The sequence below is a fragment of the Colwellia sp. 6_MG-2023 genome (assembly GCF_030547765.1).
In the GTDB taxonomy this organism is placed as follows: Bacteria; Pseudomonadota; Gammaproteobacteria; order Enterobacterales; family Alteromonadaceae; genus Colwellia.
The window spans coordinates 34,679-59,563 of record NZ_JAUOPP010000027.1 but is presented as its reverse complement, the minus strand read 5'-3'; the positions used below and the strand labels follow the sequence as shown (position 1 = coordinate 59,563).

Annotated in this window: 23 protein-coding genes; 16 read left to right on the top strand and 7 right to left on the bottom strand. The window is 35.8% G+C overall.

The features are described from left to right. Positions 1-720: 720 nt before the first annotated feature. On the top strand, positions 721-1,359 hold the full coding sequence (locus Q4503_RS15865; RefSeq protein WP_159821887.1) for an NAD(P)H-dependent oxidoreductase: 639 nt from the start codon (positions 721-723) through the stop codon (positions 1,357-1,359). 64 nt (positions 1,360-1,423) lie between these two features. Here the strand turns inward: Q4503_RS15865 and Q4503_RS15860 are convergent, their stop codons facing one another. The 5 genes from Q4503_RS15860 to Q4503_RS15840 all read right to left on the bottom strand — a co-directional run bounded on the left by Q4503_RS15860 (position 1,424) and on the right by Q4503_RS15840 (position 7,785). After that, on the bottom strand, positions 1,424-2,137 hold the full coding sequence (locus Q4503_RS15860; protein WP_215973938.1) for a hypothetical protein: 714 nt from the start codon (positions 2,135-2,137) through the stop codon (positions 1,424-1,426). A gap of 319 nt (positions 2,138-2,456) precedes the next feature. Continuing rightward, positions 2,457-4,328 (bottom strand): alkaline phosphatase, encoded by a 1,872-nt coding sequence (locus tag Q4503_RS15855; protein WP_303602839.1) that lies wholly within the window; start codon positions 4,326-4,328, stop codon positions 2,457-2,459. 18 nt (positions 4,329-4,346) lie between these two features. Continuing rightward, positions 4,347-5,933, bottom strand: coding sequence for an alkaline phosphatase (locus Q4503_RS15850; protein WP_215973936.1), 1,587 nt, complete (start codon positions 5,931-5,933; stop codon positions 4,347-4,349). A 241-nt stretch (positions 5,934-6,174) separates the two neighbouring features. After that, on the bottom strand, positions 6,175-7,080 hold the full coding sequence (locus tag Q4503_RS15845; protein ID WP_215973935.1) for a TIGR01777 family oxidoreductase: 906 nt from the start codon (positions 7,078-7,080) through the stop codon (positions 6,175-6,177). A gap of 180 nt (positions 7,081-7,260) precedes the next feature. Then, positions 7,261-7,785: a hypothetical protein gene (locus tag Q4503_RS15840; RefSeq protein WP_215973934.1), complete on the bottom strand. Its 525-nt coding sequence runs from the start codon at positions 7,783-7,785 to the stop codon at positions 7,261-7,263. A 243-nt stretch (positions 7,786-8,028) separates the two neighbouring features. On the opposite strand from Q4503_RS15840, the gene Q4503_RS15835 reads away from it, so the two are divergent. The 15 genes from Q4503_RS15835 (at position 8,029) to Q4503_RS15765 (ending at position 21,864) form a co-directional block, all read left to right on the top strand. Further along, entirely contained in the window at positions 8,029-8,772 is a 744-nt protein-coding gene (locus Q4503_RS15835; protein ID WP_252727610.1) for a MipA/OmpV family protein, read from the top strand. A 120-nt stretch (positions 8,773-8,892) separates the two neighbouring features. After that, positions 8,893-9,387 carry a DUF2878 domain-containing protein gene (locus tag Q4503_RS15830; RefSeq protein WP_215973933.1) on the top strand — a complete coding sequence of 165 codons (495 nt, stop codon included), beginning with the start codon at positions 8,893-8,895 and terminating at the stop codon, positions 9,385-9,387. Continuing rightward, positions 9,380-9,967 (top strand): chalcone isomerase family protein, encoded by a 588-nt coding sequence (locus Q4503_RS15825; RefSeq protein ID WP_215973932.1) that lies wholly within the window; start codon positions 9,380-9,382, stop codon positions 9,965-9,967. Before Q4503_RS15830 ends, Q4503_RS15825 begins: the two co-directional genes overlap by 8 nt. Continuing rightward, positions 9,960-10,511, top strand: a complete 552-nt coding sequence (locus Q4503_RS15820) for a DUF3833 domain-containing protein (RefSeq protein ID WP_215973931.1) — start codon at positions 9,960-9,962, stop codon at positions 10,509-10,511. Before Q4503_RS15825 ends, Q4503_RS15820 begins: the two co-directional genes overlap by 8 nt. 161 nt (positions 10,512-10,672) lie before the next feature. Continuing rightward, on the top strand, positions 10,673-11,305 hold the full coding sequence (locus Q4503_RS15815; protein WP_215973930.1) for an LON peptidase substrate-binding domain-containing protein: 633 nt from the start codon (positions 10,673-10,675) through the stop codon (positions 11,303-11,305). 127 nt (positions 11,306-11,432) lie between these two features. Then, a complete protein-coding gene (locus tag Q4503_RS15810) occupies positions 11,433-12,050 on the top strand; it encodes a sigma-70 family RNA polymerase sigma factor (protein ID WP_215973929.1) in 618 nt (205 codons plus the stop codon). Then, a complete protein-coding gene (locus tag Q4503_RS15805) occupies positions 12,043-12,702 on the top strand; it encodes a ChrR family anti-sigma-E factor (protein ID WP_215973928.1) in 660 nt (219 codons plus the stop codon). Before Q4503_RS15810 ends, Q4503_RS15805 begins: the two co-directional genes overlap by 8 nt. Before the next feature lie 12 nt (positions 12,703-12,714). Then, complete coding sequence (locus Q4503_RS15800) at positions 12,715-13,674, top strand: DUF523 and DUF1722 domain-containing protein (protein ID WP_215973927.1); 960 nt, start codon at positions 12,715-12,717, stop codon at positions 13,672-13,674. A gap of 70 nt (positions 13,675-13,744) precedes the next feature. Then, positions 13,745-15,127 (top strand): deoxyribodipyrimidine photo-lyase, encoded by a 1,383-nt coding sequence (phrB, locus tag Q4503_RS15795; protein ID WP_215973926.1) that lies wholly within the window; start codon positions 13,745-13,747, stop codon positions 15,125-15,127. Positions 15,128-15,215: 88 nt separating this feature from the next. Further along, positions 15,216-15,677 (top strand): nuclear transport factor 2 family protein, encoded by a 462-nt coding sequence (locus Q4503_RS15790; RefSeq protein ID WP_215973925.1) that lies wholly within the window; start codon positions 15,216-15,218, stop codon positions 15,675-15,677. Beyond that, positions 15,677-16,402: an SDR family NAD(P)-dependent oxidoreductase gene (locus tag Q4503_RS15785; protein WP_215973924.1), complete on the top strand. Its 726-nt coding sequence runs from the start codon at positions 15,677-15,679 to the stop codon at positions 16,400-16,402. Before Q4503_RS15790 ends, Q4503_RS15785 begins: the two co-directional genes overlap by 1 nt. Then, positions 16,399-17,658, top strand: coding sequence for an NAD(P)/FAD-dependent oxidoreductase (locus Q4503_RS15780; protein WP_215973923.1), 1,260 nt, complete (start codon positions 16,399-16,401; stop codon positions 17,656-17,658). Before Q4503_RS15785 ends, Q4503_RS15780 begins: the two co-directional genes overlap by 4 nt. Positions 17,659-17,695: 37 nt before the next feature. Further along, positions 17,696-18,466 (top strand): DUF1365 domain-containing protein, encoded by a 771-nt coding sequence (locus Q4503_RS15775; RefSeq protein ID WP_215973922.1) that lies wholly within the window; start codon positions 17,696-17,698, stop codon positions 18,464-18,466. A 31-nt stretch (positions 18,467-18,497) separates the two neighbouring features. Continuing rightward, positions 18,498-19,724, top strand: coding sequence for a cyclopropane-fatty-acyl-phospholipid synthase family protein (locus tag Q4503_RS15770; protein ID WP_215973921.1), 1,227 nt, complete (start codon positions 18,498-18,500; stop codon positions 19,722-19,724). Positions 19,725-19,899: 175 nt separating this feature from the next. Beyond that, positions 19,900-21,864, top strand: coding sequence for a methyl-accepting chemotaxis protein (locus Q4503_RS15765; RefSeq protein ID WP_303602838.1), 1,965 nt, complete (start codon positions 19,900-19,902; stop codon positions 21,862-21,864). A gap of 296 nt (positions 21,865-22,160) precedes the next feature. Here the strand turns inward: Q4503_RS15765 and Q4503_RS15760 are convergent, their stop codons facing one another. Continuing rightward, a complete protein-coding gene (locus Q4503_RS15760; protein WP_215973919.1) occupies positions 22,161-22,943 on the bottom strand; it encodes a transporter substrate-binding domain-containing protein in 783 nt (260 codons plus the stop codon). 269 nt (positions 22,944-23,212) lie between these two features. Next, entirely contained in the window at positions 23,213-24,856 is a 1,644-nt protein-coding gene (locus tag Q4503_RS15755; protein WP_303602837.1) for a methyl-accepting chemotaxis protein, read from the bottom strand. Positions 24,857-24,885 lie beyond the last annotated feature (29 nt).

Genomic DNA, 24,885 nt, shown 5'->3' with positions numbered 1-24,885 from the left:
CTATCAAGTTCAGTCGCAAGTTCGAATCTTGCATCACCGACCACTTTTTAACTTTACGCTAAACTCTATATACACTAATTCTACAGCGTTATTGACTTTGACTTCTCGTTAGCCAAATTTTGGTTTGGGTGCTATCAAGTTCAGTCGCAAGTTCGAATCTTGCATCACCGACCACTTTTTAACTTTACGCTAAACTCTATATACACTAATTCTACAGCGTTATTGACTTTGACTTCTCGTTAGCCAAATTTTGGTTTGGGTACTATCAAGTTCAGTCGCAAGTTCGAATCTTGCATCACCGACCACTTTTTAACTTTACGCTAAACTCTATATACACTAATTTTACAGCGTTATTGACTTTGACTTCTCGTTAGCCAAATTTTGGTTTGGGTGCTATCAAGTTCAGTCGCAAGTTCGAATCTTGCATCACCGACCACTTTTGATTTCTATTTCTCAAGTTTCAGAATAAACATAAACAAATCTATATACGCCCAAAATTATCGCTTGGTATTTTCTATGTTCAAGAATAATCAACTTTATTAATTATATCCTTAGCTTATGCAAGATTTACAACTTGATAAGTAATACCTTGAGTCGTATTCTGTTTGCGAGACTTTTTGCTGAATATTGTTACCCGTTATTCACAAAATCATACTTAGTACTTGAAATTATACTTAATCAGCTCAATTTCAAACCTATCACTATTAACAGAGTAAATATATGTCTGAGTTATTAAAAAATCTGCAGTGGCGTTATGCCACAAAAAAAATGAATCCGAGCAAAGCTGTCAGCGAAGAAAAAGTTGATTTTATTTTAGAGTCTATTCGTTTGAGTGCTAGCTCTAGTGGTTTACAGCCTTATGACGTTATTGTGGTAACTAACCCTGAAGTACGCGCACAAATTTTGCCTCATGCATGGAGTCAACAGCAAGTAACAGACTGCTCTCACTTATTAGTATTTGCCGCATGGGACAATTACACCGCGGAACGCATTAATACTATGTTTGATCTAGTGAATGAAAAGCGTGGATTCAAAAATCAAGGCTGGGAAGATTACCGCCAAATGTTACTAAATACTTATCCGGCACGTGATGCACAAACAAACTTTGAACATGCAGCACGTCAGGCTTATATCGGTTTAGGCTCAGCGTTAATTGCAGCGGCTGAAATGAAAGTAGACAGCACGCCAATGGAAGGTTTTTTACCTGAAAAAGTTGATGAAATACTCGGTCTTAAAGAGCGTAACTTAAAATCAGTATTATTACTTCCTTTGGGCTATCGCGAAGAAGAGGGCGATTGGCTAGTTAACTTAGAAAAAGTTCGACGTTCAACAGATAGTTTTATCACCTACGTTAAGTAATGAATGTTAACTAGCCTGCAAAACCAATGTAGGCTAGTTAAAACTTAACAACATTGATATAATACTAATGTTGGTGAGATGAAGGTAATGAATTTCCTTTACTGTCATAAAATCCAGAAGCGCTATGTTCAATAAAACCTAGATTGATCATTTTTCTAAAAAATGGGTCTGATTCATTGTCACCAATATCAGCAAAATCTGTTGATTGATAAGATGATAGTATATCCAATTGTTGTTGAATCACTTTTTGGTTATGCGTAGCGTCAGTTAATTGCCAGTTTATCGTTTTATCTGCGGATACACTTGTCATACGTTTCATTATCTTCTCTTCAGGAAACCACCATATATCAACAGTTTTTGTTTTTTCTTTTTGTTGATAATGTTCTAATTTTTCACAACCTTCACCTGTTTTTTCGATAAGCGTTGCTTGCTCTGTAAATTTTGGATGCAATAGCTGCGCATGATGATCCCAGGCTTGATTAGTGTTTGTCTTTGTTGCTTCGTATTCAATCGCACGCTTGTCATCAATAAAGTAGGATGTTTTTTTCATATTATTCTTGGGTAGCTTTGTCCATTGTGTTGCGACTGTCTTGTTACTAATGTGGAAAGCAGAATTTTGAGTTCGTAATAGTATTAGCTCATTTCTATTATGTGATGTCTGATCTTTGGTTATTTCTTCAATGCTATATGTCGCCATTATTGTTGTAGATTGGCAGTCGTCATTAGCTGACACGAAAGCCGGAAGGGCCATTACTGCAATAAGTATTAGTGTTCTCATCTGATTCATCTTAATAGTTTGTTAATGTAAGGATAGGTTGAAGTGACAGTGAGCATAATCTTGGATAGCGTAGTGCTAGCTTATTCATACCAATCTCACTAGCTATGTGATCATTTCTACTTGCTAAAATCATCAACTACATCGTTATTTATTTAATAATCAGCACAACGAGTTATTGAAATAAATGCCTTGTATTTGTCAATTTTTTCTATGTATAAAATTGTTCACCTAATTAATGAAACTGGTATAACTAATAAAGAATAGGGCATTAGCCCCACTCTTTATCGATATCTAACTTAATTTGCTCAACTCAGCTAGGCTACTTTGATGTGCCGGAAAGGTTAGCGGCATAATCCATCACATGAAATATGAAGTTCTGCTCATTAGTACCGGTAATTAAATTAGCACCAGGTCCTATGGCAAAAATGCCAACATCTTCACCAGCATGTGTTTCACTACCTAGTGGTACGAGTGACTCTTGGTGGAAGCCAGCAGTGGTTGTATCAACACTTGTTAAGTCAACTCGACCCGTTACTGGCGCTGCAAGATAGCTCGCATCAGCATCTGTTTCCGTACCTAAGTTTCTATAACCAAGACCATTAGTGTAACCGACGGTTGTGTAAGGCATATTGTCAGATGCTAGGCTTGCTTCTGTTTCACCAATACCAACAACTTTACCTAAAATAGGATTGCCACGCTTTGGGTAACCTGCAATGGTAAAAACATGACTGTGGTCCGCAGTAACAATAATCAGTGTATCTTCTTGGCTGGTTGCATCTACTGCTGCTTGTACTGCTTTCGCAAACTCAATGGTGTCGTTTAATGCGTTGTAAGCATTACCTGCGTGATGAGCGTGGTCAATACGGCCTGATTCAACGGTAAGGAAGAAGCCTTCTTCGTTATTATCAAGAATACCTATTGCTTTTGCTGTCATCTCTGACAAGCTTGGTTCACCTGCAATATCGTTGCTACGACCAGCTTCATATTGCATATGTGATTCGTTAAATAAACCAAATACGCGTGTTGTTGTGTCAGGATTGATGGCATCGAATGAGGCTTGGTCAACGATATAAGCACCATTAGTGTAGTGAGCTCGCCATTCAGCCGTTAAATCACGGCCATCAGTACGGTCACCCTCAATAGCGCTGACAGCATCAATGCTATTGAAGCTAGCATCTTTAGGTAAAAAATGACGACGACCGCCACCCATAACTACTTCAATACCATCAACATCTACACCAGCATATCGAGCTTCTAAGTTGGCTTCAAAGTTAACTAATTGTAATGCAATATCTTCGCAGCCGGCGCGCTCCGCATTGTTATCTATATCCATATCGGATATATCTTCCCAATTACGCTCTGCTGATTTTGCATAGGTAGCCGCTGGTGTTGCATGAGTAATACGAGCAGTAGAGATAATACCGGTAGATTTTCCAGCAATCTCAGCTAACTCTAAGGCAGTGATCATTTCTATATTTTTAGTGCTAGTGCAATTACCACGCACAACATCTTCATTCACACCTAGCACACCGGCATCAGTTTTTATGCCAGACATCATCGCTGTCATCGTGCCAGCTGAATCAGGGGTTTGTGCATCAACATTGTAAGTTTTTGCTAGCCCTGAAAAGGGGAATTTATCAAAGCTTAGCTGATTTTCTTCGCCTGTCATGCCTTTGTTCTGACCATCTAAGATACGGGCAGCAGTGATAGTTGAAATCCCCATGCCGTCACCAACAAATAAGATCACATTTTTCGCCGAGCCTTTAAGCGCAGTTATTTCAGCAGCTGTCGAGGCGCTTGTTATAGATACGTTAGTGTTACCGGCTAATTGCGCATCTATTTTGTTCCAAATACTTGTCGCTTCATCAATTTCGGCAGCACCTTGTTTAAACCAAGGATTATTTAAACTAGTCAGTAGCTCGTTGCTGTTTACTTCAGTTGTATTGGTCGCACAGATAAATTCGGTTGCTGTTATTTCTGTGTTATCTAAAATGTTATTATTGTTAACATCTAAACCAGAGTCAATTTGTACACCACTGCTTTTACAATTCTCATTCCCGATTGGTAACTTTGTTTGTGCAATTAAGGCACTATAGCCATTTATTCCATCAGCGCCGTTATCGCCATCAGCACAAGCGGATAAGATAAGTACTAAAGATGCTGCAATTGTTGATAATGTATATTTGTTCATCATAAAATCCTTAAGGGCCTATTGACCAACTAAATCAAGTGCACGATTGATCAAATGAAAAACAACGCTTTGTTCAACTGAACCTTGAACAAGGTGTGCCCCCGGGCCTGATGTATGAATAGCAACATCTTCTCCAGCATGTGTTTCACTGCCTAATGGCACGATAACTTCTTGGTGATAGCCTGGCGTTGTCGTATCAATTGCTGTGATATCTTGTCTACCGGCAACAGGCCCTGATGTATAAGATGCGTCTCCATCTGTTTCCGCCCCTAAATCTCTAAAACCTAGGCCATTGCTATAACCTAATGTGGTGTATGGTAAACCGTCAAAAGCCTCTGAAGGACTGGTTTCACCAACGCCAACCACTTTACCTAAAATAGGGTTGCCACGCTTTGGATAGCCAGCAATCGTAAATACATGGCTATGATCTGCGGTAACAATGATTAATGTTTCTTCATCATTGGTTGCTTCAATTGCGGCTTGAACAGCATTTGAAAATTCAATAGCATCAGTTAATGCCGTGCTTGCACTACCGGCATGATGACCATGATCAATTCGTCCTGACTCAACCATTAAGAAATAACCTTTATCGTTATTATCAAGAATATTGATCGCTTTTTCAGTCATTTGAGAAAGACTTGGCTCGCCAGCAATATCATTACTGCGATCTGCTTCGTATTGCATATGAGATTCATTAAATAAACCAAAAACACGGGCAGTAGTTTCAGGGTCAATACTATCGAAACCTGTTTGATCAATAACATATTTACCATTTGGGTACATGGCACGCCATTCTGCTGTTAAATCTCGACCATCCGTGCGATCGCCTTCTATATCGCTAGCAGCATCAGCACTATTATAAATTGCCTCTTTTGGTAAGAAATGACGACGACCACCACCCAAAACAACATCAATACCGTCAACATCAATACCTGTATATCGAGCTTCTAAGTTGCTTTCAAAGTTAACCAGTTGTGAGGCAATGTCTTCACAATTTGCACGTTCAGCATTATTTTCAATGTCCATATCTGAGATGTCTTCCCAGTTACGATCTGCTGACTTTGCGTAGGTTGCTGCTGGCGTTGCATGGGTTATACGAGCTGTTGAAATAACGCCTGTAGATAAACCTTTTATTTCAGCTAACTCTAATGCAGTAACAACTTCGTTGCCTTTTACTGATGCACAATTGCCACGAATAATGTCTTCATTGACTCCCAAAACACCGGCATCGGTTTTTAAGCCGCTTATCATTGCCGTCATAGTGCCGGCGGAGTCTGGTGTTTGTGCATCTACATTATAAGTTTTAACTAATGCCGCATAAGGAAAGGTTTCAAAACTTAAATAACCTTCTTCACCTGAATTTCCTGCTAATTGCCCTTTTAAAATACGCGCTGCGGTTAGCGTTGAAATGCCCATACCATCACCAACAAATAGAATTACATTTTTTGCTTTTGTTGATCTTGCTTGCTGTAATTTTTCGGTAAGTTTAGTTTGTGCTTCTTTATACCAAGTATTATTCAGCTGTGTATCAGTTGTCGCTGCGTATGTTGTCGAAGACAATATACCAGCAATCATTACCGATAAGCTTTGTTTGATCATTTTCATTGTGACCTTATGCTGTGTTATTTAAAAATAACACAGCATAAGTAGTTATGATGAATATAAGATGATGTTTATGTGACGGTTACTTTACAGTGATATTTCATTTTTATGTCAAAATGGCTATCTAAATGACCGTGTTGTTATTGATTGAATAGAATGGCTGCTTATTAGCGATGAACAAAAGATTAATCAATTAGTTAGTTAAAGAAAAGTTACAGCAATTAGCGTTAATATTACTCAATTGTTATAACTTTTTAGTTAGTAAATTTTTTAATGCGCTATCAATGCTTGGGTAGGTAAAGCGGAAGCCGCTGTTTTTTAATTTAGTCGGTTTTACATTTTGTCCAAAGAGTAATAAGTCTGCCATTTCCCCAAAAATTAATTTTAAAATAAAGGCAGGTGTTGTGAGCATACAAGGCCTATTTAATGTTTTTGCTAAAGTACGAGAGAATACATTATTAGACACTGGCTGCTCAGCTGTTATATTGATAAAACCTTTAAGGGAAGGTGTCTTTTGAATATGTAATATTGCCGCTACCATATCGTCAATATGTATCCATGACATCATTTGTTGCCCGTGACTTATTTTCCCACCTAAGCATAATTTAAAAGGTAATAGCATTTTAGCAATTGCCCCTTCGTGTTTATCTAACACAATACCTGTTCGTAAAATTGCAATACGGGTGTTTTCTGATTTTGCGGCTAGCGCTAAATTTTCCCACTTTGAGCAAACTTCATAGGTGAATTCTCGATGGTAATCTGTAAACTCCTCATCAATAGAAAGACTGCCTTGCCTGCCATATATGCCAATAGCACTACCTGAAATAAAAAGGCTCGGAGGATTTTTTGCTGTTTTTATCAGGGTAGATAATTTTTCTGTAATATCCCAACGGCTTTGACATATCTGTTTTTTTTGCTCAACAGACCATCGTTTATTTGCAATAGGCTCGCCAGCTAAATTAATAACTGTATCTATATTCTCAATAGTTGAAAGATTTAGCTCATCAATAACATTAATATCAGTGCCTAATGTTTTTACGGCTTTACTGCAGTTTCTAGTGAGAACGGTGATATTGGTATGGCTTTGGCGTAAAACTTTGATTAAGGCTTTACCAATCAGCCCTGTTCCACCGGTAATAAGAACATTCATAAGATCACCTTATTAGATTATTTTTAACCTGTACTGGGGTGGCTACAGGCTACAGGCTATAACGATGCTACTGGTTAAGTGTTGCAGCTACATTTATATTACAAGCTTCATTGAATGTTTTTTATTCAATAAGCGTTATTTGGCAAGTGTTATTCGACAAATGTTATTACGTAAGTTTAATTATGAACTGGTTAAAAAACTTCTTACTTGGTTGAGCGCGCTAACTGAAAACCCGTCATCGTACATGTACAAAATAATACCATTTTCATCGAGTAAAATGACTCTGGCACTATTGGGATTTTCGTTGCCAGTAAAAGCTTGTACCTTTTCTCCATCGCTATAAACAGTAATAACACCTTGCCATAAATCTTTTGGAATACCGGCACGCATACCGTTATCAATCATGGTGCTAAACATTCTCGGGAACATGCCTGTTATCGTTGGTATTTCATAAGTATTAACCTTTGTTGAGGTCATATCTAAGCCAATTAACCATCTATCAATATCAAATTGTGAATTTTGTTTATAGCCAATAAGTAAGAGTGTTTTTTCTCCTTTAAAGTCACTTGGAATATTCACTTGCTGTTCTTCAAGATTTTCTCCTGTAATTGAAGGGAATTTTTCCCCTACCTGGGATTGATTAGCATAATGACTACTACAACTTGCTGTTAATAATGTGAATAGGCAGATAAAAAAGATACGCATGTAAAGTCCTTAAGGATTGTTATCCGTGTTGTTTGTCATAAAGCGCTATTTATTATAAAAACCGCTATAGTCATGATATACGCTCATCCACTTAAATTAGTTCACAAATATTAAAAAATAAAGCGAAGTTAAGCGGATAAACAAACTAAACACTTAAAAAATAGGCAGATAATAAATCTAAAATACGCTAAACAACGTATATTGAAACAATAGGGTTAATTTATTAGCAGGAATAACGAAATCATGATCAAAAAAATTATTGTATGCCTAGCACTTGTTGTCTCTTTATCATCTGCCGCGCAAAAGCCTGTTGATAGAAGCGGCTTTATATATGGCCTTGGTTTAAGCACAAGTAAAGAGGTATATAAAGGCTATAACAGACGAAATATAATAATACCCATTATTGGTTACCGAGGTGAAAAGCTAAACGTTTACGGCCCTTTTGTTAGTTACAAAGTGGCGAAGGTTGCTGATCTGAACGTCTTAGTGCAAGTTGCACCAAGGTTTCAGGGATTTGATGAAGATGACAGTTATATTTTTGCCGGTATGGCCGATAGAAAAATATCTATGGATGCGGGTATAGGCTTAAAGTATCAAAAAAATAATTGGAAGGTTGGCTTATCATCAATGTTTGATGTATTGAATCGTTCAAATGGTGTTGAGCTTTCTTCTACTATTGCACATACGTTTAGATTTGGCCCTTTATTTGTCGAGCCTAACATGGTATTGAGTTATTTAGACCGTAATCATATCGATTATTATTATGGTGTAGGTAAAGATGAAATTAATGCTAATAGAGTTGAATATACTGGTAAGAGCGGTATGAACGCCGGTCTTGGTTTATCTATTTCCACACCTATTCTTTTAGGTGGTTTTACTCAATTTAGCCTTCAGCATACCTGGTTTTCTTCTGAAATAACGGACAGTCCATTAGTTGAAAAGCATTCTAATTTAAGTATCAGGCTCTTATACAGTCGAAAATTTTAATCACTTTTTGAGTCGCCAATTTTAGCCTTACTTTGTCTGCTGGTGTAAATAAGTCGGCTATAAGTAATCCACATTCAAGTTTCAACCGTATTACCTACAAAGTTAACAATTATTATTAATATGCTACTTAATATTATCGGTTTCAACATTGCATGGTTTGGGCTAATTCTTTTAGAAAATCGCTTTATTCCTATAGTTATTTTATGGATAGGATTACATTTTTATTTTTGTAAACAGCGAGCTGCAGAAGCTAAATTAATTATTTCTGTTGCAACAATAGGTATTGTTATTGATTCAGCCTTATTATTTTTTGATGTTTTTCAATTTAAAGATCAGTTAGTTATTCCATTATGGTTAATGATGTTATGGATCGCCTTTGCCGCAACTATTGCTCATAGCTTACAGTTTTTATCGCGAGCTAAAGTATTCCAGTTAATGGTTGGTTTTATCTTCCCACCGCTAAGTTATATCGCCGGTGAATCGTTAACATCAATGACTTTTGGATTCGAGGTTTTGACTACTTACTTTATCTTAGCTGTTATCTGGTCAATATTAATGGTGTTGTTTTTTCATTTAAAGAAAATGTTCTATTTTCAGGAGACAAATAATGTATAAACCGGGTCTAATAATATTGTTGGTCTTTATCTCTATACTGTTCGAAGTTCAGGCTGACAATAATCAAAATGTTAAGGAAGAAAAACCAGCTGAAAGCTTTAACAAACTGAACTTTACAGGACCGGGCTTTAAAGAACTTGGCTTTACAGAAGTGGGTAATGCTAAGTTTACATTTTTATTTTGGGATATTTACCATAGTACCCTTTATACAAAGTCAGGCTCCTATATACCTGAAAACCCACCCGCAGAACTGATTTTTGAAATAGAGTATTTAAAAGATATTACTGCAGCAGACCTACTTGAGCGCACAATAGAACAATGGCAACACTTAGGTTTTTCAAAAGCTCAATACAATCAGTTTATACCTAAACTAAAAGCAATATGGCCTGATATTTATGCAGGCGATAAGTTAGCGTTGTCGGTTCAAGATAATAAATCTATCTTTTATTTTAACAATCTCAAAGTAGGCGTTATTGAACGAGCAGAGTTTAGTCAACTATTTTTAGCCATATGGCTGTCAGAAAAGACCAGTGAACCTGAATTGAAGGCTGAATTATTAGGAGAAAACATCGATGAATAAACTTATTCAGATGGTATTAATTTCGATTATCGCCTTTTTTCTTGCTAGCTGTTCAACGGCATTACAGGATTATAAAGAAACAGAGGTACCTTTTGATATTAAACAATACTTCAACGGTAACGTAATAGCTTGGGGCACTGTACAAGATTATTCTCAACAAGTGACAAGACGTTTTTGTGTTGAAATTATCGGTACGTGGGAAGGTAATAAAGGCACCTTAGCTGAAAAGTTTTATTTCAATGATGGTGAGGTTTCTTTTCGTAATTGGCAGCTAACTAAACAAAAAGATGGCAGCTATCGCGGCACAGCTGAAGATGTTGCTGGTATTGCTATTGGAAAACATCAGGGTTTTGCTTTTCAATTTAAGTATGATTTGCTGCTAAAGCTTGATGATGAAACGTATCAAGTCAGTATGGATGATTGGATGTATCAAATTGATAAATATCGAGTAATGAATAAAACCTCTATGTCAAAATTTGGTATTGATGTCGCAGAAATTACTTTGTTTTTTGATAAAGAATTCTCGCAAAAAACATGTCAGTAAGGTAATACTTATTTAACTTGAACTCGGTTTAAGATGTTTTAATTTATTAAACCGAGCTCAGGTTATTTAGTGTAAATGCATTGATAAGTGATCATTTAGTCGTGTTGATTCGTATCTAATAGCTTCGTATCTAATAGCTTAACAACAGGAGCGAACTACTTATGCAAAAGGTAAAGACAAGGTTACCTATTTTTCCATTACCTGTATTTATATTACCAGGTGGAATTACTCGTTTGCGTATTTTTGAACCACGTTATTTGAAAATGGTAAAAATAGCAACGCAAGAACAAGGCTTTGTTATCTGGTTAAATAGTATTGAATCAGAGGACTCTGATGCAATTAATACTAAGGCAGAAAACCCTGACTTAAAAACTATGGAGCCAAAAGAGCCTGATACTCTTTGGGGGAGTTGGGTTGAAATTATTAATTTTGACCAAGGTGACGATGGTATTTTAGAAATAGATGTTCAATGTAAGTCGCTAGTGAATATTTTATCGAGCGACCAAGATGAGGATGATTTGCACTTTGGGGTGGTATCTGAGAGATCACATTGGTCACAAGAAATAGAACAAAGCACTACAGATACTTTGTCACAATCACTAGATAACGTCTTTGATAGTAATACTATGCTCAATAAGCTTTACGTAGAAAAAGCCACGCATAATGCTAATTGGGTGGTAGCAAGATGGTTAGAGCTTATTCCGGTCGACTTAGCTATTAAAACCTCTTTTGTACACAGTCATAGCTATGAGGAAGCAAAGGGGTTTGTGCAGTCTATTATTTTTAACGAATAGCAATAATGTAAATCACTTTTGAGTAAGCAGAAAAAAGTAAGTAAAAAAATTTGTGATTAAGTGATCTTTATTAATTAGGAGCCGTATAGGTATATAAGTTTTAAAGCAGCTCTTGGTGATAAAAGCAATGCAAACACACTTGCTAAGTAATGTGACATCTGATAAATCTACTCAGATGCCAGAAAAAATAGATCATCCTCAACTTTGTCAATGGCTTGATGCTGTTGCTACTTCGCGAGACAAAATTGCATTTACGCATTTGTTTAAATTTTTTGCACCAAAAATACAGCGCATTGCGCGTAGTAAATTCCCTAATGAAACCCAAGCAAGTGAGGTAGTTCAAGAAACCATGAGCAATGTTTGGCGAAAAGCGCACTTATTTGATAAAAATAAAGGAGCCGCCACTACATGGGTTTACACCGTTATGCGTAATGTCACTTTTGATATTTTACGTAAAATTAAAGGGAATAAAGAAGACACATTAAGCGATGATATTTGGCCAATAGCCGAAAGTATTGCAACAGAAGAAGAGTCTTTTGATGATCATCTTGAAAATAAACAGTTATTAACGGTTATTGATGAATTACCAGAAGCACAGCAACAAGTGGTGAAAGGCTTTTACTTTATGGAGATGTCACAAGAGCAACTAGCTGTTCATTTAAACTTACCACTTGGTACGATAAAATCTCGTTTGCGTTTAGCATTAGCAAAACTCAAAGTACAATTAGGAGACCATCATGATTAAACATCACCCTAAATTTGAGTTAATTCAATCTTTTGTTAATGGTGAATTACCCGCTTCATTATCTGCTGGCATAGCTATTCATGCTGAGATGTGTCCGAAATGTCGACATCAAATAGCACAATTAACAGACCAAGTAGCAGAAGTTAATTTTGAAGACGCTTATCAGGAACACTTGGCTGATGACGATTTAAATATGGATCAGATGATTGCAGCGATTACTGAGTCAGATGCTATCTTTTTACCACCAGAAAATGATGAAAAATCAGTCGTTTTTAATAATAAAACTTATGTGTTACCTAAAGCCTTAAATAATATGGTTATAGGCAAAGCTGCTAATATTGGTAAGTTATCTCGTTCGCGCATACAGTTGAATGAAAATGAAATTCATACCAGTTTATTACAAATGCAGCCAGGCGGCGGAGTACCTGAACATACACATAAAGGGTTTGAGTTAACATTATTGTTAGAAGGCTCCTTTGAAGATGCAAATGGTAAGTATGTTAAAGGCGACTTTATTATGCTTGACGGTTCTCATCAGCATCATCCGATTTCAAGAGAAGGGTGTTTATGCTACACAGTAGCGAATGATGCGCTACACTTTACACAAGGCATCAATAAGTTGCTTAACCCAATTGGCGCATTTATTTATTAAAAGGAACGCATCATGATTCACACAGTTGCAAAAGAAGATCTACACATTGGCGTAAGTGCTTGCTTAATAGGTGAAAAAGTTCGTTTTGATGCGAGTAATAAACCATCGAATTTTTGTATAAAAGAATTTTCTCAACACGTTACCTACAAAGCATATTGCCCAGAAGTAGCTATTGGTTTACCGATACCTAGACCAACAATACGCCAAATCAAAAAAGATGATGTGATTAGTGTTTCTAGACCCGATGGAACTGGCGACGTAACCGAGGCTCTTGTGGCTTACGGGAAAAAAATAGCGACTATGACTAGTGATCTAAGTGGTTATATTTTTTGTGCAAAAAGTCCAAGCTGTGGTATGGAGCGTGTAAAAGTTTATAGTCCTGAAGGTAATGCGCTCGTATCTGATGGGGTCGGAGCTTTCGCTAGAGAAATTATGACAGCTAACCCTTTATTACCTTGTGAAGAAAATGGTCGTTTAAATGATCCGCTTATTCGAGAGAATTTTGTCGCACGAGTTTACGCTTATAAGCATTGGCAAAATCTTGAAGCGTCAGGCTTAACTAAGCATAAACTAACAACTTTTCACAGTCAGTATAAGTATACAGTCATGAGTCATGATTTAGTTGCTTATAAAGGTTTAGGTCAGTTATTGGCAAGAGCCGATTTACCATTAGAAGAAATGGCTAAACAATATATATCAGAGCTTATGGCTGCGTTAAGCATTAAAGCAACACGCAAAAAACATGCAAATACCTTAGCTCATATTCAGGGGTATTTTTCGAAGCACTTACAAAGTAACGAAAGACAAGAATTATGTGCACAAATTGATGCTTATCGTAATGGTTTAGTGCCACTGGTTGCACCGTTAACGCTGATTAATCACTACTTGTTGCAACACCCAAAAGATTACTTAGCTAAACAAGCCTATTTATCACCGTATCCAGATGAATTAAGACTGAGATATGCCTACTAAAATTATCTTATACCGGTTACCACTCCCAAGCCTCTATTTTGAATGGTAACCAGCATATAAAGGAACTCCTTTGATACTTTGGTTTCGTAATGATTTAAGAACACATGATAATCCCGCCTTACATTACTTTTTGACTCAATCTCAGTCAAAAATGCCACGTAAGGCGATTTTTTTTATATCTGAAAAACAATGGTTAGCTCACGACTGGTCGCCTATCAAAATCGATTTTATAAAGCGGCATGCTCAGGCACTTGTTGAAGAGCTTGCAGATTTAGCTATTGAACTTGAATTAGTGTCAGTACCTGATTTTTCAGCGCAAATTACTTATTTAAAAAACTACTGTACCCGTAATAATATAGCTAACATTTTTGCCAATAGTGAGCTTGAATTTAATGAACGACAACGGGATCTTACGTGTATAGCGCAAGGTATTCCATTGACGCTTTATGAAGCTGATGTGATTGTGCCTAAGGGCAAAGTCTTAAATCAATCAGGTGACATGTTTAAGGTGTTTACACCGTTTAAAAAAGCTTGGTTGAAATACGTTCAGCAAGCGGGTTTTGAATACCTAGGCAAAGTCACTAGCACATCACTGTCGGATGAAAGTACTGCAACAGTTACCCAGGAAGGCAGTTTGTCGAGTGCCTGGCCGTTAGCTAAAGAATATGAACGCACTGCATTACCGACATTTTTTCAACATAAAGTTACAAGTTACGCGCAACACAGAGATATTCCTTCGATTAAAGGTACTTCAGGTATTTCACCTTATTTGGCTGCAGGCGTCATTAGCCCTAGGTACGTTTTAATTTCATTATTAAATAAGTTTCCAGATTTATTACTAGCATCTGATAGCGAAGAATTTTCTTGGTTAAATGAAATTATTTGGCGTGAGTTTTATCGCCACCTAATGTTTCATGAGCAAAAGTTATGTAAACACCTTTGTTTCAAAGAAAAATATCAAAACGTTCGATGGCACAATAATGATGTGTTATTTAAGGCGTGGTGTGAAGGAAAAACTGGTTACCCATTGGTTGATGCAGCAATGCGTCAGCTTAATCAAACCGGTTGGATGCATAACCGTTTAAGAATGGTTGTTGCGAGTTTTTTAACTAAACATTTATTGATTGATTGGCGTTTAGGTGAAAAATATTTTATGCAGCACTTAATTGATGGTGATTTAGCGTCGAACAATGGTGGTTGGCAATGGGCTGCAAGCACAGGGTGCGATTCACAACCTTATTTTAGAATTTTTAATCCGATAAGACAAAGTGAACGTTTTGATCCTAACGGCGATTTCATACGTAAGTATTTACCAGAGCTAAAAAGTATCCCTGATAAACATATTCATTTTCCAGAGCAGTATATTAAAAATCATAAATTGGCTATCTATGTAAAGCCTGTGGTGGAGCATAAAGAAGCAAGACTGAAGGCGTTAGCTTTTTATAAAGTGTAGCGTAGACCTTTACTATGTTATACGGCTGTAGTGATTGGCGTACTTTTTCTTATTTTTTATTACTGAAATAAAACATGATGGTATAAAAATGCAAAATAATGTGTCGAATAATATAACAGCTAATAAGCCTTTATGGTTGAGTAACTTTGTTAGCACTTACCAACGTCTTTCGACCGATAACCTCGAGTTGTTGTCGACTATCTACCATCAACATGTCACCTTCATTGATCCAATGCATCAAGTTGAAGGATTTGATGAACTTTATAAATATTTTGACAGCCTTTATCAAAATTTATCATCGTGTGTTTTTGTTATCGACAATGTTATTGCTGAAGGTGATGAAGCGGCTATTTATTGGAAAATGTCATATCAACATCATAAATTGAACAAAGGTCAGGTTGTTACTGTCTTTGGTACATCGCATATTAAGGGCAAAGACGATAAAGTTTTTTATCATAGAGATTACCTTGATTTAGGTGCTATGTTGTACGAACAGCTACCTTTTTTCGGTAAATTAACCAAGTGGATTAAAACTAAGGCAGCTAACTAATGTCTATTAAAACTATTTTAATCACGGGTGCAACGTCGGGCATTGGCTTAGCTTTATTTGAGAAATATGTAGCGCTTGGGCATCAAGTAATTGCCTGTGGTCGAGATGAAAAAAAATTATCTCTTTTATCGGCTAAAGCCTATAAAACTTATTTGTTTGATCTTAATGATGCTCAACGCATTGCACAGCAACTTGATGATGTTCCCCAAGTAGATCGGGTGATTTTAAATGCGGGTGATTGCCGTTATATTGATGATGCCAAGCATTTTGATGGTCAACTTTTTGCGGACATTATTTCAACAAACCTATCATCACTTGGTTGGCTACTGCAATTTACCTTACCCAAAATTAATGATGGCGGGCAGGTTGTTTTTATTAGCTCGAGTGCAACGATATTACCTTTTCCAAGAAGTGAAGCTTATGGCGCATCAAAAGCAGGTATGGATTATTTAGCTGATAGTTTGCGGTTAGACCTAGCTGAGCAGAATATTAGTGTCACCCTAGTACACCCTGGTTTTGTAAAAACCGCGTTAACGGATAAAAATGATTTTGAAATGCCGTTTCTTATTACGAGTGACGAAGCAGCTGCAAGGATTATTGTTGGTGTTGATAAGCGCAAAAATTATCTGCATTTTCCAAAACGATTAACATTGTTATTAAAACTATTATCTTTTCTCCCGTCATCTGTATGGCAAAGAATTATTTCAAGGAAGCATAACGCATGAAGCATATTGCAATCATAGGTTCAGGTATTTCAGGCTTAACGGCTGCTTATCTTTTGTCGAAAAAAAATCATGTTACCGTATTTGAAAAAAATGACAGGATCGGCGGACACACGGCGACAGTTGATATAGAAAAAAATGGTCAATCGTTTGCCATAGATACAGGTTTTATTGTCTTCAATGATAAAACCTATCCTAATTTTTTAGCTTTATTATCAGAAATAGGTATCGGAAAACAAGCAACACAAATGAGCTTCTCAGTGCATAACTGCCAAACAGGCATGGAATATAATGGGCACAATTTAAATACCTTATTTGCGCAACGACGCAATTTATTTAGACCTAAATTCTGGGGCTTAGTAACAGAAATACTGCGTTTTAATAAACAATGTAAAGCAATATTTGACTCGCAAAGCTACCAAGACGGTATGACGTTAGGTCAATTTTTAACAGAGAACAATTTTAGTGATTTTTTTGCTGAACATTATATTTTGCCGATGGGCGCTGCTATTTGGTCTAGCTCTTTATCACAAATGGAAGATTTTGAATTCAGGTTCTTTGTACAATTTTTCCATAATCATGGTTTATTAAATATTGCGGATAGACCGCAATGGTATGTTATCCCAAAAGGCTCTCGTAGTTATTTAAAACCGCTATGTCAGCCATTTGAAAATAACATTAAGTTAAATGCTGATATAAGTGGTATTTCTCGCAGTGATAACAAAGTACATTTGCATTTTAACCAAAACCCGAGCGAAAGTTTTGATGATGTGGTCGTCGCTTGTCATTCAGACGAAGCCTTAGCATTATTAAATGATGCCACAGAAGACGAAACAGCGATTTTATCGGCAATGCCTTACAGTGAAAACTCCGTTATTCTTCATACAGATAAAACGTTATTACCCAAACGTGAAAAAGCTTGGGCCAGTTGGAATTACCAATTAAGTCAAGATCGCAGTAAAGCCGCAAGTGTTACTTATAATATGAACATCTTACAAGGTATTGAAAGTGAGAATACTTTCTGTGTCACGCTTAATCAAAAAGAAGATATCGACCCTAACTTAATTTTGAGAGAATTTACTTATCATCATCCTATTTTCTCAAGCGAATCTATTCAAGCTCAACAGCAAAGAGATAAAATATGCGGTATTAATCAGACCCATTTTGCTGGCGCATATTGGCATAGCGGCTTTCATGAAGATGGTGTAAGAAGTGCTATTGAAGTCGCCAAACGATTTGGCTGTTCATTAGAACAATAGTGGTTAAGGTTAAAGTTTCAGTTTTTAAAGAGAAAAAATGACCATAAAATTCAGCGAAAGCAAAATTTATTTAGGCAATATTGTTCATCGACGATTAAGCCCCAAAAAGCATAGTTTTAACTATACTTTGTATATGTTAGCACTGGACGTTTCAGAAGTTGAAAATGCTAAAGAAGGGGTGGGTTTATTTGGTTTTTCATGGTTCCATCCACTACGATTTGTTGAAAAAGATTATCTCAGAAGTGAACCATATGGATTAAAGCAACGTATAACCAATAAAGTCATGCAGTTAAATGGCCATTCAGATATCAACCGAATCGTTATGTTGGTGCAAGTACGTTGCTTTGGACTCTATTTTAGTCCGGCCAATTTTTATTTTTGTTATGACAAAGATGATAGATGTACACAAATGCTTGCTGAAGTGAGTAATACACCTTGGAATGAAAGGCATTATTATTTAGTAGATTTGCTTGATAAAGCTAAACAGGTGAATGAGAAGGTTTTTCAAGTATCACCGTTTATGGATTTAGATATGTCTTATTATTGGCAGGTTAGAGCGCCTAATAAAGAGAGTAATAAACTCGTAATAAACATTGAGAATAAACGTACAAATAAACTTAATGGCAAAGTAGATAAGTTGTTTGATGTAAATTTAAACTTGGAAAAACAATCGCTTAGTCAACGTAACTTATTACGTGTGTGGTGTCAGCTACCAATGATGACTATCAAGGTTGTCTCAGGCATTTATTGGCAAGCACTAAAGTTATTTGTTAAACGTATACCGTTTATTGGTTATCAAAAAAAATAGTTATAAAACTGTAAAATATTAGGAGTATGAAATGGAACAAGTTGAAGGTGTTAGCGTATTGAAAGAAGCTACTTGGTTAGATCAGCGCTGTCGCTCAATTGTTTATTCTATTCTTGATAAGCTTACCTACGGACAATTAGAAATAGTTGAAGGATCAAAGCATCATCTTTTCCCTGAAACGGCAAGTAACCCAGATATACATGGTAAAATTCATATTCATGATATGAGTGTTTATCAAGATTTTGTTAAAGGCGGTAGTATTGGGGTTGCAGAATCCTTTATCGATGGTAAATGGAGCAGTCCTAACCTAACCAATGTTATCCGTATTTTTGCTAAAGCACAGCAGTTAACCGATTCATTAGAAGCAAAAAAGTCTTGGTCGAATAAACTAAAAAATGCTTTTTTTCATTGGCAAAACCGTAATACACAATCAGGATCGAAGCGTAATATTTTAGCGCATTACGATTTAGGTAATGAGTTATATACACGATTTTTAGATCCTAAAATGATGTATTCTTCAGCTATCTATCCAACAGAAAACAGTTCTTTAGAAGAAGCACAGTCTTATAAATTACAAACTATTTGTGATCGTCTTTCGCTAGAAAAAACCGACCACTTATTAGAAATAGGCACAGGTTGGGGCGGTTTAGCTATTTATGCAGCACAGCATTATGGTTGTAAAGTAACTACGACAACGATATCTGATGCACAATATGCATATGCTGAAGCGCGTATTAAAGAGCTAGGATTAGCAGAGCAAATTACCTTATTAAAAAAAGACTATCGTGATTTAACTGGTTCATTTGATAAAGTTGTTTCAATTGAGATGATTGAAGCGGTTGGATATGAATTTTTACCTAGCTTTTTCAAGCAGTGTAATGATCGACTAAAACCAGGTGGAAAACTGCTTATTCAAGCGATAACTATTGCCGACCAACGCTTTGAGTCATACAAAAGTAATGTCGACTTTATACAAAAATATATTTTCCCTGGCGGTTTCTTACCCTCTATCAATATATTAAGTCAGCACATATCTCAACATAGTGAATTAGTCATGGAAAGCTTAAATGATATTGGGCTTGATTATGCTAAAACATTAAATGATTGGCGTAAAAACTTTATTGCATCATGGTCTGACTTAAAACCATATGGTTATGATGAAACCTTTAAACGTTTATGGTTATATTATTTTGCTTACTGTGAAGGGGCTTTTTTAGAGCGCTCTACCAGTACTGTTCATTTAGTTGCAAGAAAATAGTGCTTAGTAATAATGATGAATATTTCACTGCTATTTTTTATTTTAATCAATCTATATTGAGCTGATTACAATAAAAAATAATTAGATCTTTGTTTATTAAACATTGTGTTATGTCTTTTATTAGTATATTTATAAGACAGTGTGTTTAACTTATCTCGAAGGTTGGAAGTGTTATATGATTAGTAAATGGAAAATTGAAAATCAATTAAATGGCGTAGTACTATCACTTACTCTTATTGCTTTTGTTGTTGTGGCAGTTGTTAATTATTATGTAGCAGAAAGAGAAGTAAAACACAGCACAGAATCAAGTATTAAAGCGCAACTACTCAGTAGCGCAAATCTTCTTGTACCTGCTTTTGAGTTAAATCTAAAGGCAACTCAACAGCTAGCGGAACAATTAACCGTAGAAATAAAGCCGGATCTTACGGTATCTTCAGAAGTCATTTCAGTTAAGGGTGAAGAGCTACCAAGTTTATATTTAAATGGAGAGCTATTGGCCGGTAAGTTTGAGCTGATTGATCAATTAACAAAAAAATATGAAATGCCGATCACCATTTTTCAGAAAACTAAAGATGATGACTTTATTCGTATTTCAACGTCTTTATTGAAAGCTAATGGCGAAAGAGCCTTTGGTACAAAGTTGGGGAAAAATAAACACCCTGGTTATAGCCAATTGATTTCAGGGAATGATTATTATGGTATGGCTAGTTTATTCGGTTCAAATTATGTCACCGCCTATATCCCCTTAAAGATAGATTCGAGTGATGTGAATGTTATTGTGTTTGCAGGGCTTAAAGTAACTAAAACATTAGAATCTATTAATAAAGCTATTACTGCATACTCGGTGAATAGTATTGGAGATATGCACCTTATTGATTCGAAAAAAATCTTGATCAGCTCTCAGCCAGAGCCTAATGATTTTGCCCAAATACAAACAGAAATTAATATGGGAAAATCAAGTGATTTTAACATTAATGGGAACAACATTTATTACCAGCATATAAATGGTTATAACTGGGCTTTGTTGATTATTGTTCCTGAAAAACAAATGACAATAATGGCAACTTCATTAGGTAAAGAAACAGGTTTAGTGGCGTTAGTTGCCATGGTGCTTATCGCTTTTTCACTTAAAATAGTGACCAAAATAATATTTAAAGACTTCAAACAAACTTTTCATGCTTTAGATCGGCTTGGTGCTGGTCAAGTCAGCAACTTGAATTTGGAATATAATAAAGACTCGAAAAAAGAAACAGACATACTATTGTGTTCAGTTGATGATATGGCTAACAAAATAGATCAGCTGATTTGTAAAGTTAAAGAAAATGCATCTCTAACTTATGACACAGCGAGTCATATACTTAAACGCTCGACCAATCATCAAGATGCAAATAAAGATGTAATGGAACGGGTTATTTCTATCGCTGCGGCAGTAGAAGAGCTTACAGCATCAATTGCTGATGTATCGGCACGCACAGAAGAGGCTGCTACCGCTAGTTCAGCAGCAACAAACTTATCAACGTCAGTTGTTGAAACAATGAATAACTTATCTAGTAATATTAATAAAACAAAGGTGAGTGTGGAAGCCTCTGTTGTTTCTATGGATGAGTTATCAGAAAGTGCAGCTAGGATTAAAACCGTAGTCGATCAAATTAACAGTATTGCAGAGCAAACAAATCTATTAGCCTTAAATGCCGCTATTGAAGCAGCAAGGGCTGGAGATTCGGGACGAGGATTTAGTGTTGTTGCTGATGAGGTTAGGCAACTAGCACAACGAACTCAATCGAATGTTGTTGATATAAAAGATGTGCTTGATGGGTTAGCAAATAATACCTTAACCATGGTTGAAAATATTAATAATGTTTCAACTGCTATTCTCGATGTTGAATCAGCAACTACAAAAACTGTTTCTCAATTTGAACTGGTAAATAACGATATAGGTAGTGTTAATATTCAGTTATCATCCATTGCCGCTTCTGCAACTCAGCAAAGTGCTGTTACAAATGAAATAGCTGAAATGCAATGTATTTTAAATAGCTCTGTAGAGTTAGCGACTGAGATTTCAGGCGAAGTATTAGCTTCTGCAGAAGATATAACAGTACAATCTCAGGTATTAAAGGAAACTGCTTCTGTGTTTAACTAGTACTTAATCACAGCACTAACACACTATGTTATCCTGCTTTCAATTATTGATGTTAACCAATGCTTAAAAGGAACGTTGTATAGTCTGAATGCGTCTAGCGACATAGGTATGGTTACGCAATTTAACGAAATATTTGACTAAACCAAACATATCTAGCTGCGTTGAATGACTAAACTCATTGGTTTACGTTTTGTTATTTTGTCTGCCTGGTAAGCTTATTATGTTTTAATTGAGGCAGTAAATTAATTGCACTACCTCAATATTACAATCAATACTTATGCATAAGGAACGTTCAATTATCCATTATCTTTATTGATCCAATTATCCCTAATTTTAAGCCATGACTTATATTCTTTTTCACTATAACCACATGATAAAAATAACATTTTAACTTTACCTTTATCAACGAATTTATCTATGGCTGAATCAAGGCGTTTAGCAATATTGATTACTCGCGGGGTTTTATTGTAAATAGTATGAATTGTTTTTGTCACTAAAGCGGGTTGCATTGGGTAAATACAGCTGTTGTTAAGCTTTGGGGTTTGTCTCAGGTTGCAGTGTTTATTAGCAAGTGATTCTGTAAATATTGCGTATTGCAATTTACCTTTAATTAATAAATCAAATACTTTCTCAGAACTACTCTTATGATAAATATTCGTAAAACCAATTTCTTGAGCTATTTGCTCGGCGAATGATTTCGTGGTGACCCCAACGATGTCTTGGTGTTTATTAATATCTTTAAGCGTTAGGCTATGTGGCTTTTGAGAATATAAATAAAGGTTATCGATTGTTAAAGGCTGACTATAATAACTAAAATTTTCACGTTCTGCGGAATAATACACACCTATTAATGCATCCAGTTTTTTTTCTTTAATAAAATTCAACCCTCTTAACCATAAATCTTCTTTTGCATCTAACGTAATGCCTTCACTTTCAGCCGCTAATTTTAGCAGTAGCCAATTAAGCTTGTATGATCGTGATAATTTTAAATGATCGTCATGATTTACATATAAAGCAACTGATAAGGTTTCAGCAAAACTAAGGAGGGGGAAAAGGAATAGAAAAATAAATAATTTCATAAAAAATAAGCTAGTTGAATGTTAGGGTCAGTTGGTAAAGGTCTAATATAAATAGACGCGTTATGTACCTATTTTTTATTTTATTAAACATCACAACATAGTTGTTGGATTTACATTATATTATAAAAAATATAATAATTTCAGTTTTATCAGGCTAAAAATACAGTAGTATATTTTTAGCCTTCATATAGATCAATCTATTAGCAATTCAAGTGGAGACAAAGTAGAAATACGATGCCTTATCGATGAAGTGGATACTTTATTTTCTGTTAAATTTTAAAGTAAGCAATCTGAGTTTTTAATTGGCATGCTAAGTCGTTTAAAGAATGAGCAACATTGTTGTTTTTCTCTAATGAACTACTTGATGTATCAGCCATATCGGTAACACTTTTCATACCTTCATATAAATCGTCGATAACAATAATTTGCTCGTTGGAGCCACTGACCACTTTTTTCACATTCAATAACGAATCATTTGCTTTATTTTCTATTTCTTTTAGAAGCTCAACGGAACTAACGCCTAGGGCAAGGCCTCTTTCAATTTTAGGTAGCGTTGATTGCATCGCAACAACCGAATCTGCAGTTTCTTGTGTTATTTCAGTTAACATTGATTCAATTTCTGCGGTGGCTGAGCCAGTACTTTGTGCTAATGTTCTTACTTCATCGGCAACTACGGCAAATCCTCGGCCTGATTCTCCAGCTCTTGCTGCTTCAATGGCAGCATTTAATGCTAATAAGTTTGTTTGATCAGAAATACCGCTAATAACAGCAATAATACCGCTGATATCTTTGGTTCGTTGTTCTAATTTTTGTAACTTATCAAGGGCAACACTAACCGTTTCTAATACCATTTTAATTTCTGTTGCCGTGGCATTAACTGATTCACTCCCTGCAGTACATGAATCTAAGGTTTCTGTAGAATTTTTTTCTGTTTGTACAAGTAACTCAGAGACAGCATATGTTTTCTCTCTCATATCGTTCAGATTATCAGTGGCTGCTGTTGTATATTCTCGTTGCTGTTGCACTAAAGACAATATTTCAGAAGAGCCTAACGAAACTATATCAGTTTGTACATTCATATCCGTAGCAGCATTAGCAATATTGCACATTATTGTTCTTAATTGATTTTGTGTTTTTTGCAACGAATATAAAACACTATTCTCATGCTTTGCTCTAATCTCTTGGGTTAAGTCACCTTCAGCAACTTTATACAGTAATTTTGCAACATCTCTAGGCTCACCATCGAGTGAAACTTTTAAAGCTTTTGTTATACGGTAGACAATTATTCCGCTAATAATAAAAGCTATTCCTGTTAATGCCAACATAAGCCCAGCAAAATTTTCAGCTGTTTCTTTAACAAGTGTTGTTGCCTCTTGATTCTCTACTTCTTGATAATCAATAAATTGATTAATAGCATCTAACCATTGAGTAAAAGCAGGTCTTACTGACTCAAGTAAGATGAATTCAGCTTCTTTTTGATTACCGGCCTCTATCGCTGCAATAACATCACGCACTAACGGCATGGTGTTTTTTTCTATACGCTTAATTTTGTCTAGGATGATTGCTTCTTCAGGCATTGAGTTATTTATCATCATGTTATCAAGGGGAATTTTTGAGTCATTATAAAAAGTTTCTAAACGTTTTATATTACCTAAGGTATTTTGCAGGTCATTGTCATTGTTAATTAAAACGACATCACGAATTGCAATAGATCTATCATGAACACTACCCCGAAAATTAATGGCGTAACGTTGTTTCATTGAATTCTTATCGGTTATTAAGGTCATCGATTCATCAATAGTATTAACACTGCTAATACCGACGATAGTAATAATAATCATCATGAAAAGGACGATGCCAAAGCCCATCATAAGACGAAATTGTACAGTAGTACGAGTATAAAAATCAGCCATATATTTTCCTGAAATAGATTTTTTAAGTA

Bases quoted from the DNA above. Each gene is read 5' to 3' on its own strand.
- Q4503_RS15865 (WP_159821887.1), top strand. From the start codon at position 721: ATGTCTGAGTTATTAAAAAATCTGCAGTGGCGTTATGCCACAAAAAAA.
- Q4503_RS15860 (WP_215973938.1), bottom strand. From the start codon at position 2,137: ATGAGAACACTAATACTTATTGCAGTAATGGCCCTTCCGGCTTTCGTG.
- Q4503_RS15855 (WP_303602839.1), bottom strand. From the start codon at position 4,328: ATGAACAAATATACATTATCAACAATTGCAGCATCTTTAGTACTTATC.
- Q4503_RS15850 (WP_215973936.1), bottom strand. From the start codon at position 5,933: ATGAAAATGATCAAACAAAGCTTATCGGTAATGATTGCTGGTATATTG.
- Q4503_RS15845 (WP_215973935.1), bottom strand. From the start codon at position 7,080: ATGAATGTTCTTATTACCGGTGGAACAGGGCTGATTGGTAAAGCCTTA.
- Q4503_RS15840 (WP_215973934.1), bottom strand. From the start codon at position 7,785: ATGCGTATCTTTTTTATCTGCCTATTCACATTATTAACAGCAAGTTGT.
- Q4503_RS15835 (WP_252727610.1), top strand. From the start codon at position 8,029: ATGATCAAAAAAATTATTGTATGCCTAGCACTTGTTGTCTCTTTATCA.
- Q4503_RS15830 (WP_215973933.1), top strand. From the start codon at position 8,893: ATGCTACTTAATATTATCGGTTTCAACATTGCATGGTTTGGGCTAATT.
- Q4503_RS15825 (WP_215973932.1), top strand. From the start codon at position 9,380: ATGTATAAACCGGGTCTAATAATATTGTTGGTCTTTATCTCTATACTG.
- Q4503_RS15820 (WP_215973931.1), top strand. From the start codon at position 9,960: ATGAATAAACTTATTCAGATGGTATTAATTTCGATTATCGCCTTTTTT.
- Q4503_RS15815 (WP_215973930.1), top strand. From the start codon at position 10,673: ATGCAAAAGGTAAAGACAAGGTTACCTATTTTTCCATTACCTGTATTT.
- Q4503_RS15810 (WP_215973929.1), top strand. From the start codon at position 11,433: ATGCAAACACACTTGCTAAGTAATGTGACATCTGATAAATCTACTCAG.
- Q4503_RS15805 (WP_215973928.1), top strand. From the start codon at position 12,043: ATGATTAAACATCACCCTAAATTTGAGTTAATTCAATCTTTTGTTAAT.
- Q4503_RS15800 (WP_215973927.1), top strand. From the start codon at position 12,715: ATGATTCACACAGTTGCAAAAGAAGATCTACACATTGGCGTAAGTGCT.
- Q4503_RS15790 (WP_215973925.1), top strand. From the start codon at position 15,216: ATGCAAAATAATGTGTCGAATAATATAACAGCTAATAAGCCTTTATGG.
- Q4503_RS15785 (WP_215973924.1), top strand. From the start codon at position 15,677: ATGTCTATTAAAACTATTTTAATCACGGGTGCAACGTCGGGCATTGGC.
- Q4503_RS15780 (WP_215973923.1), top strand. From the start codon at position 16,399: ATGAAGCATATTGCAATCATAGGTTCAGGTATTTCAGGCTTAACGGCT.
- Q4503_RS15775 (WP_215973922.1), top strand. From the start codon at position 17,696: ATGACCATAAAATTCAGCGAAAGCAAAATTTATTTAGGCAATATTGTT.
- Q4503_RS15770 (WP_215973921.1), top strand. From the start codon at position 18,498: ATGGAACAAGTTGAAGGTGTTAGCGTATTGAAAGAAGCTACTTGGTTA.
- Q4503_RS15765 (WP_303602838.1), top strand. From the start codon at position 19,900: ATGATTAGTAAATGGAAAATTGAAAATCAATTAAATGGCGTAGTACTA.
- Q4503_RS15760 (WP_215973919.1), bottom strand. From the start codon at position 22,943: ATGAAATTATTTATTTTTCTATTCCTTTTCCCCCTCCTTAGTTTTGCT.
- Q4503_RS15755 (WP_303602837.1), bottom strand. From the start codon at position 24,856: ATGGCTGATTTTTATACTCGTACTACTGTACAATTTCGTCTTATGATG.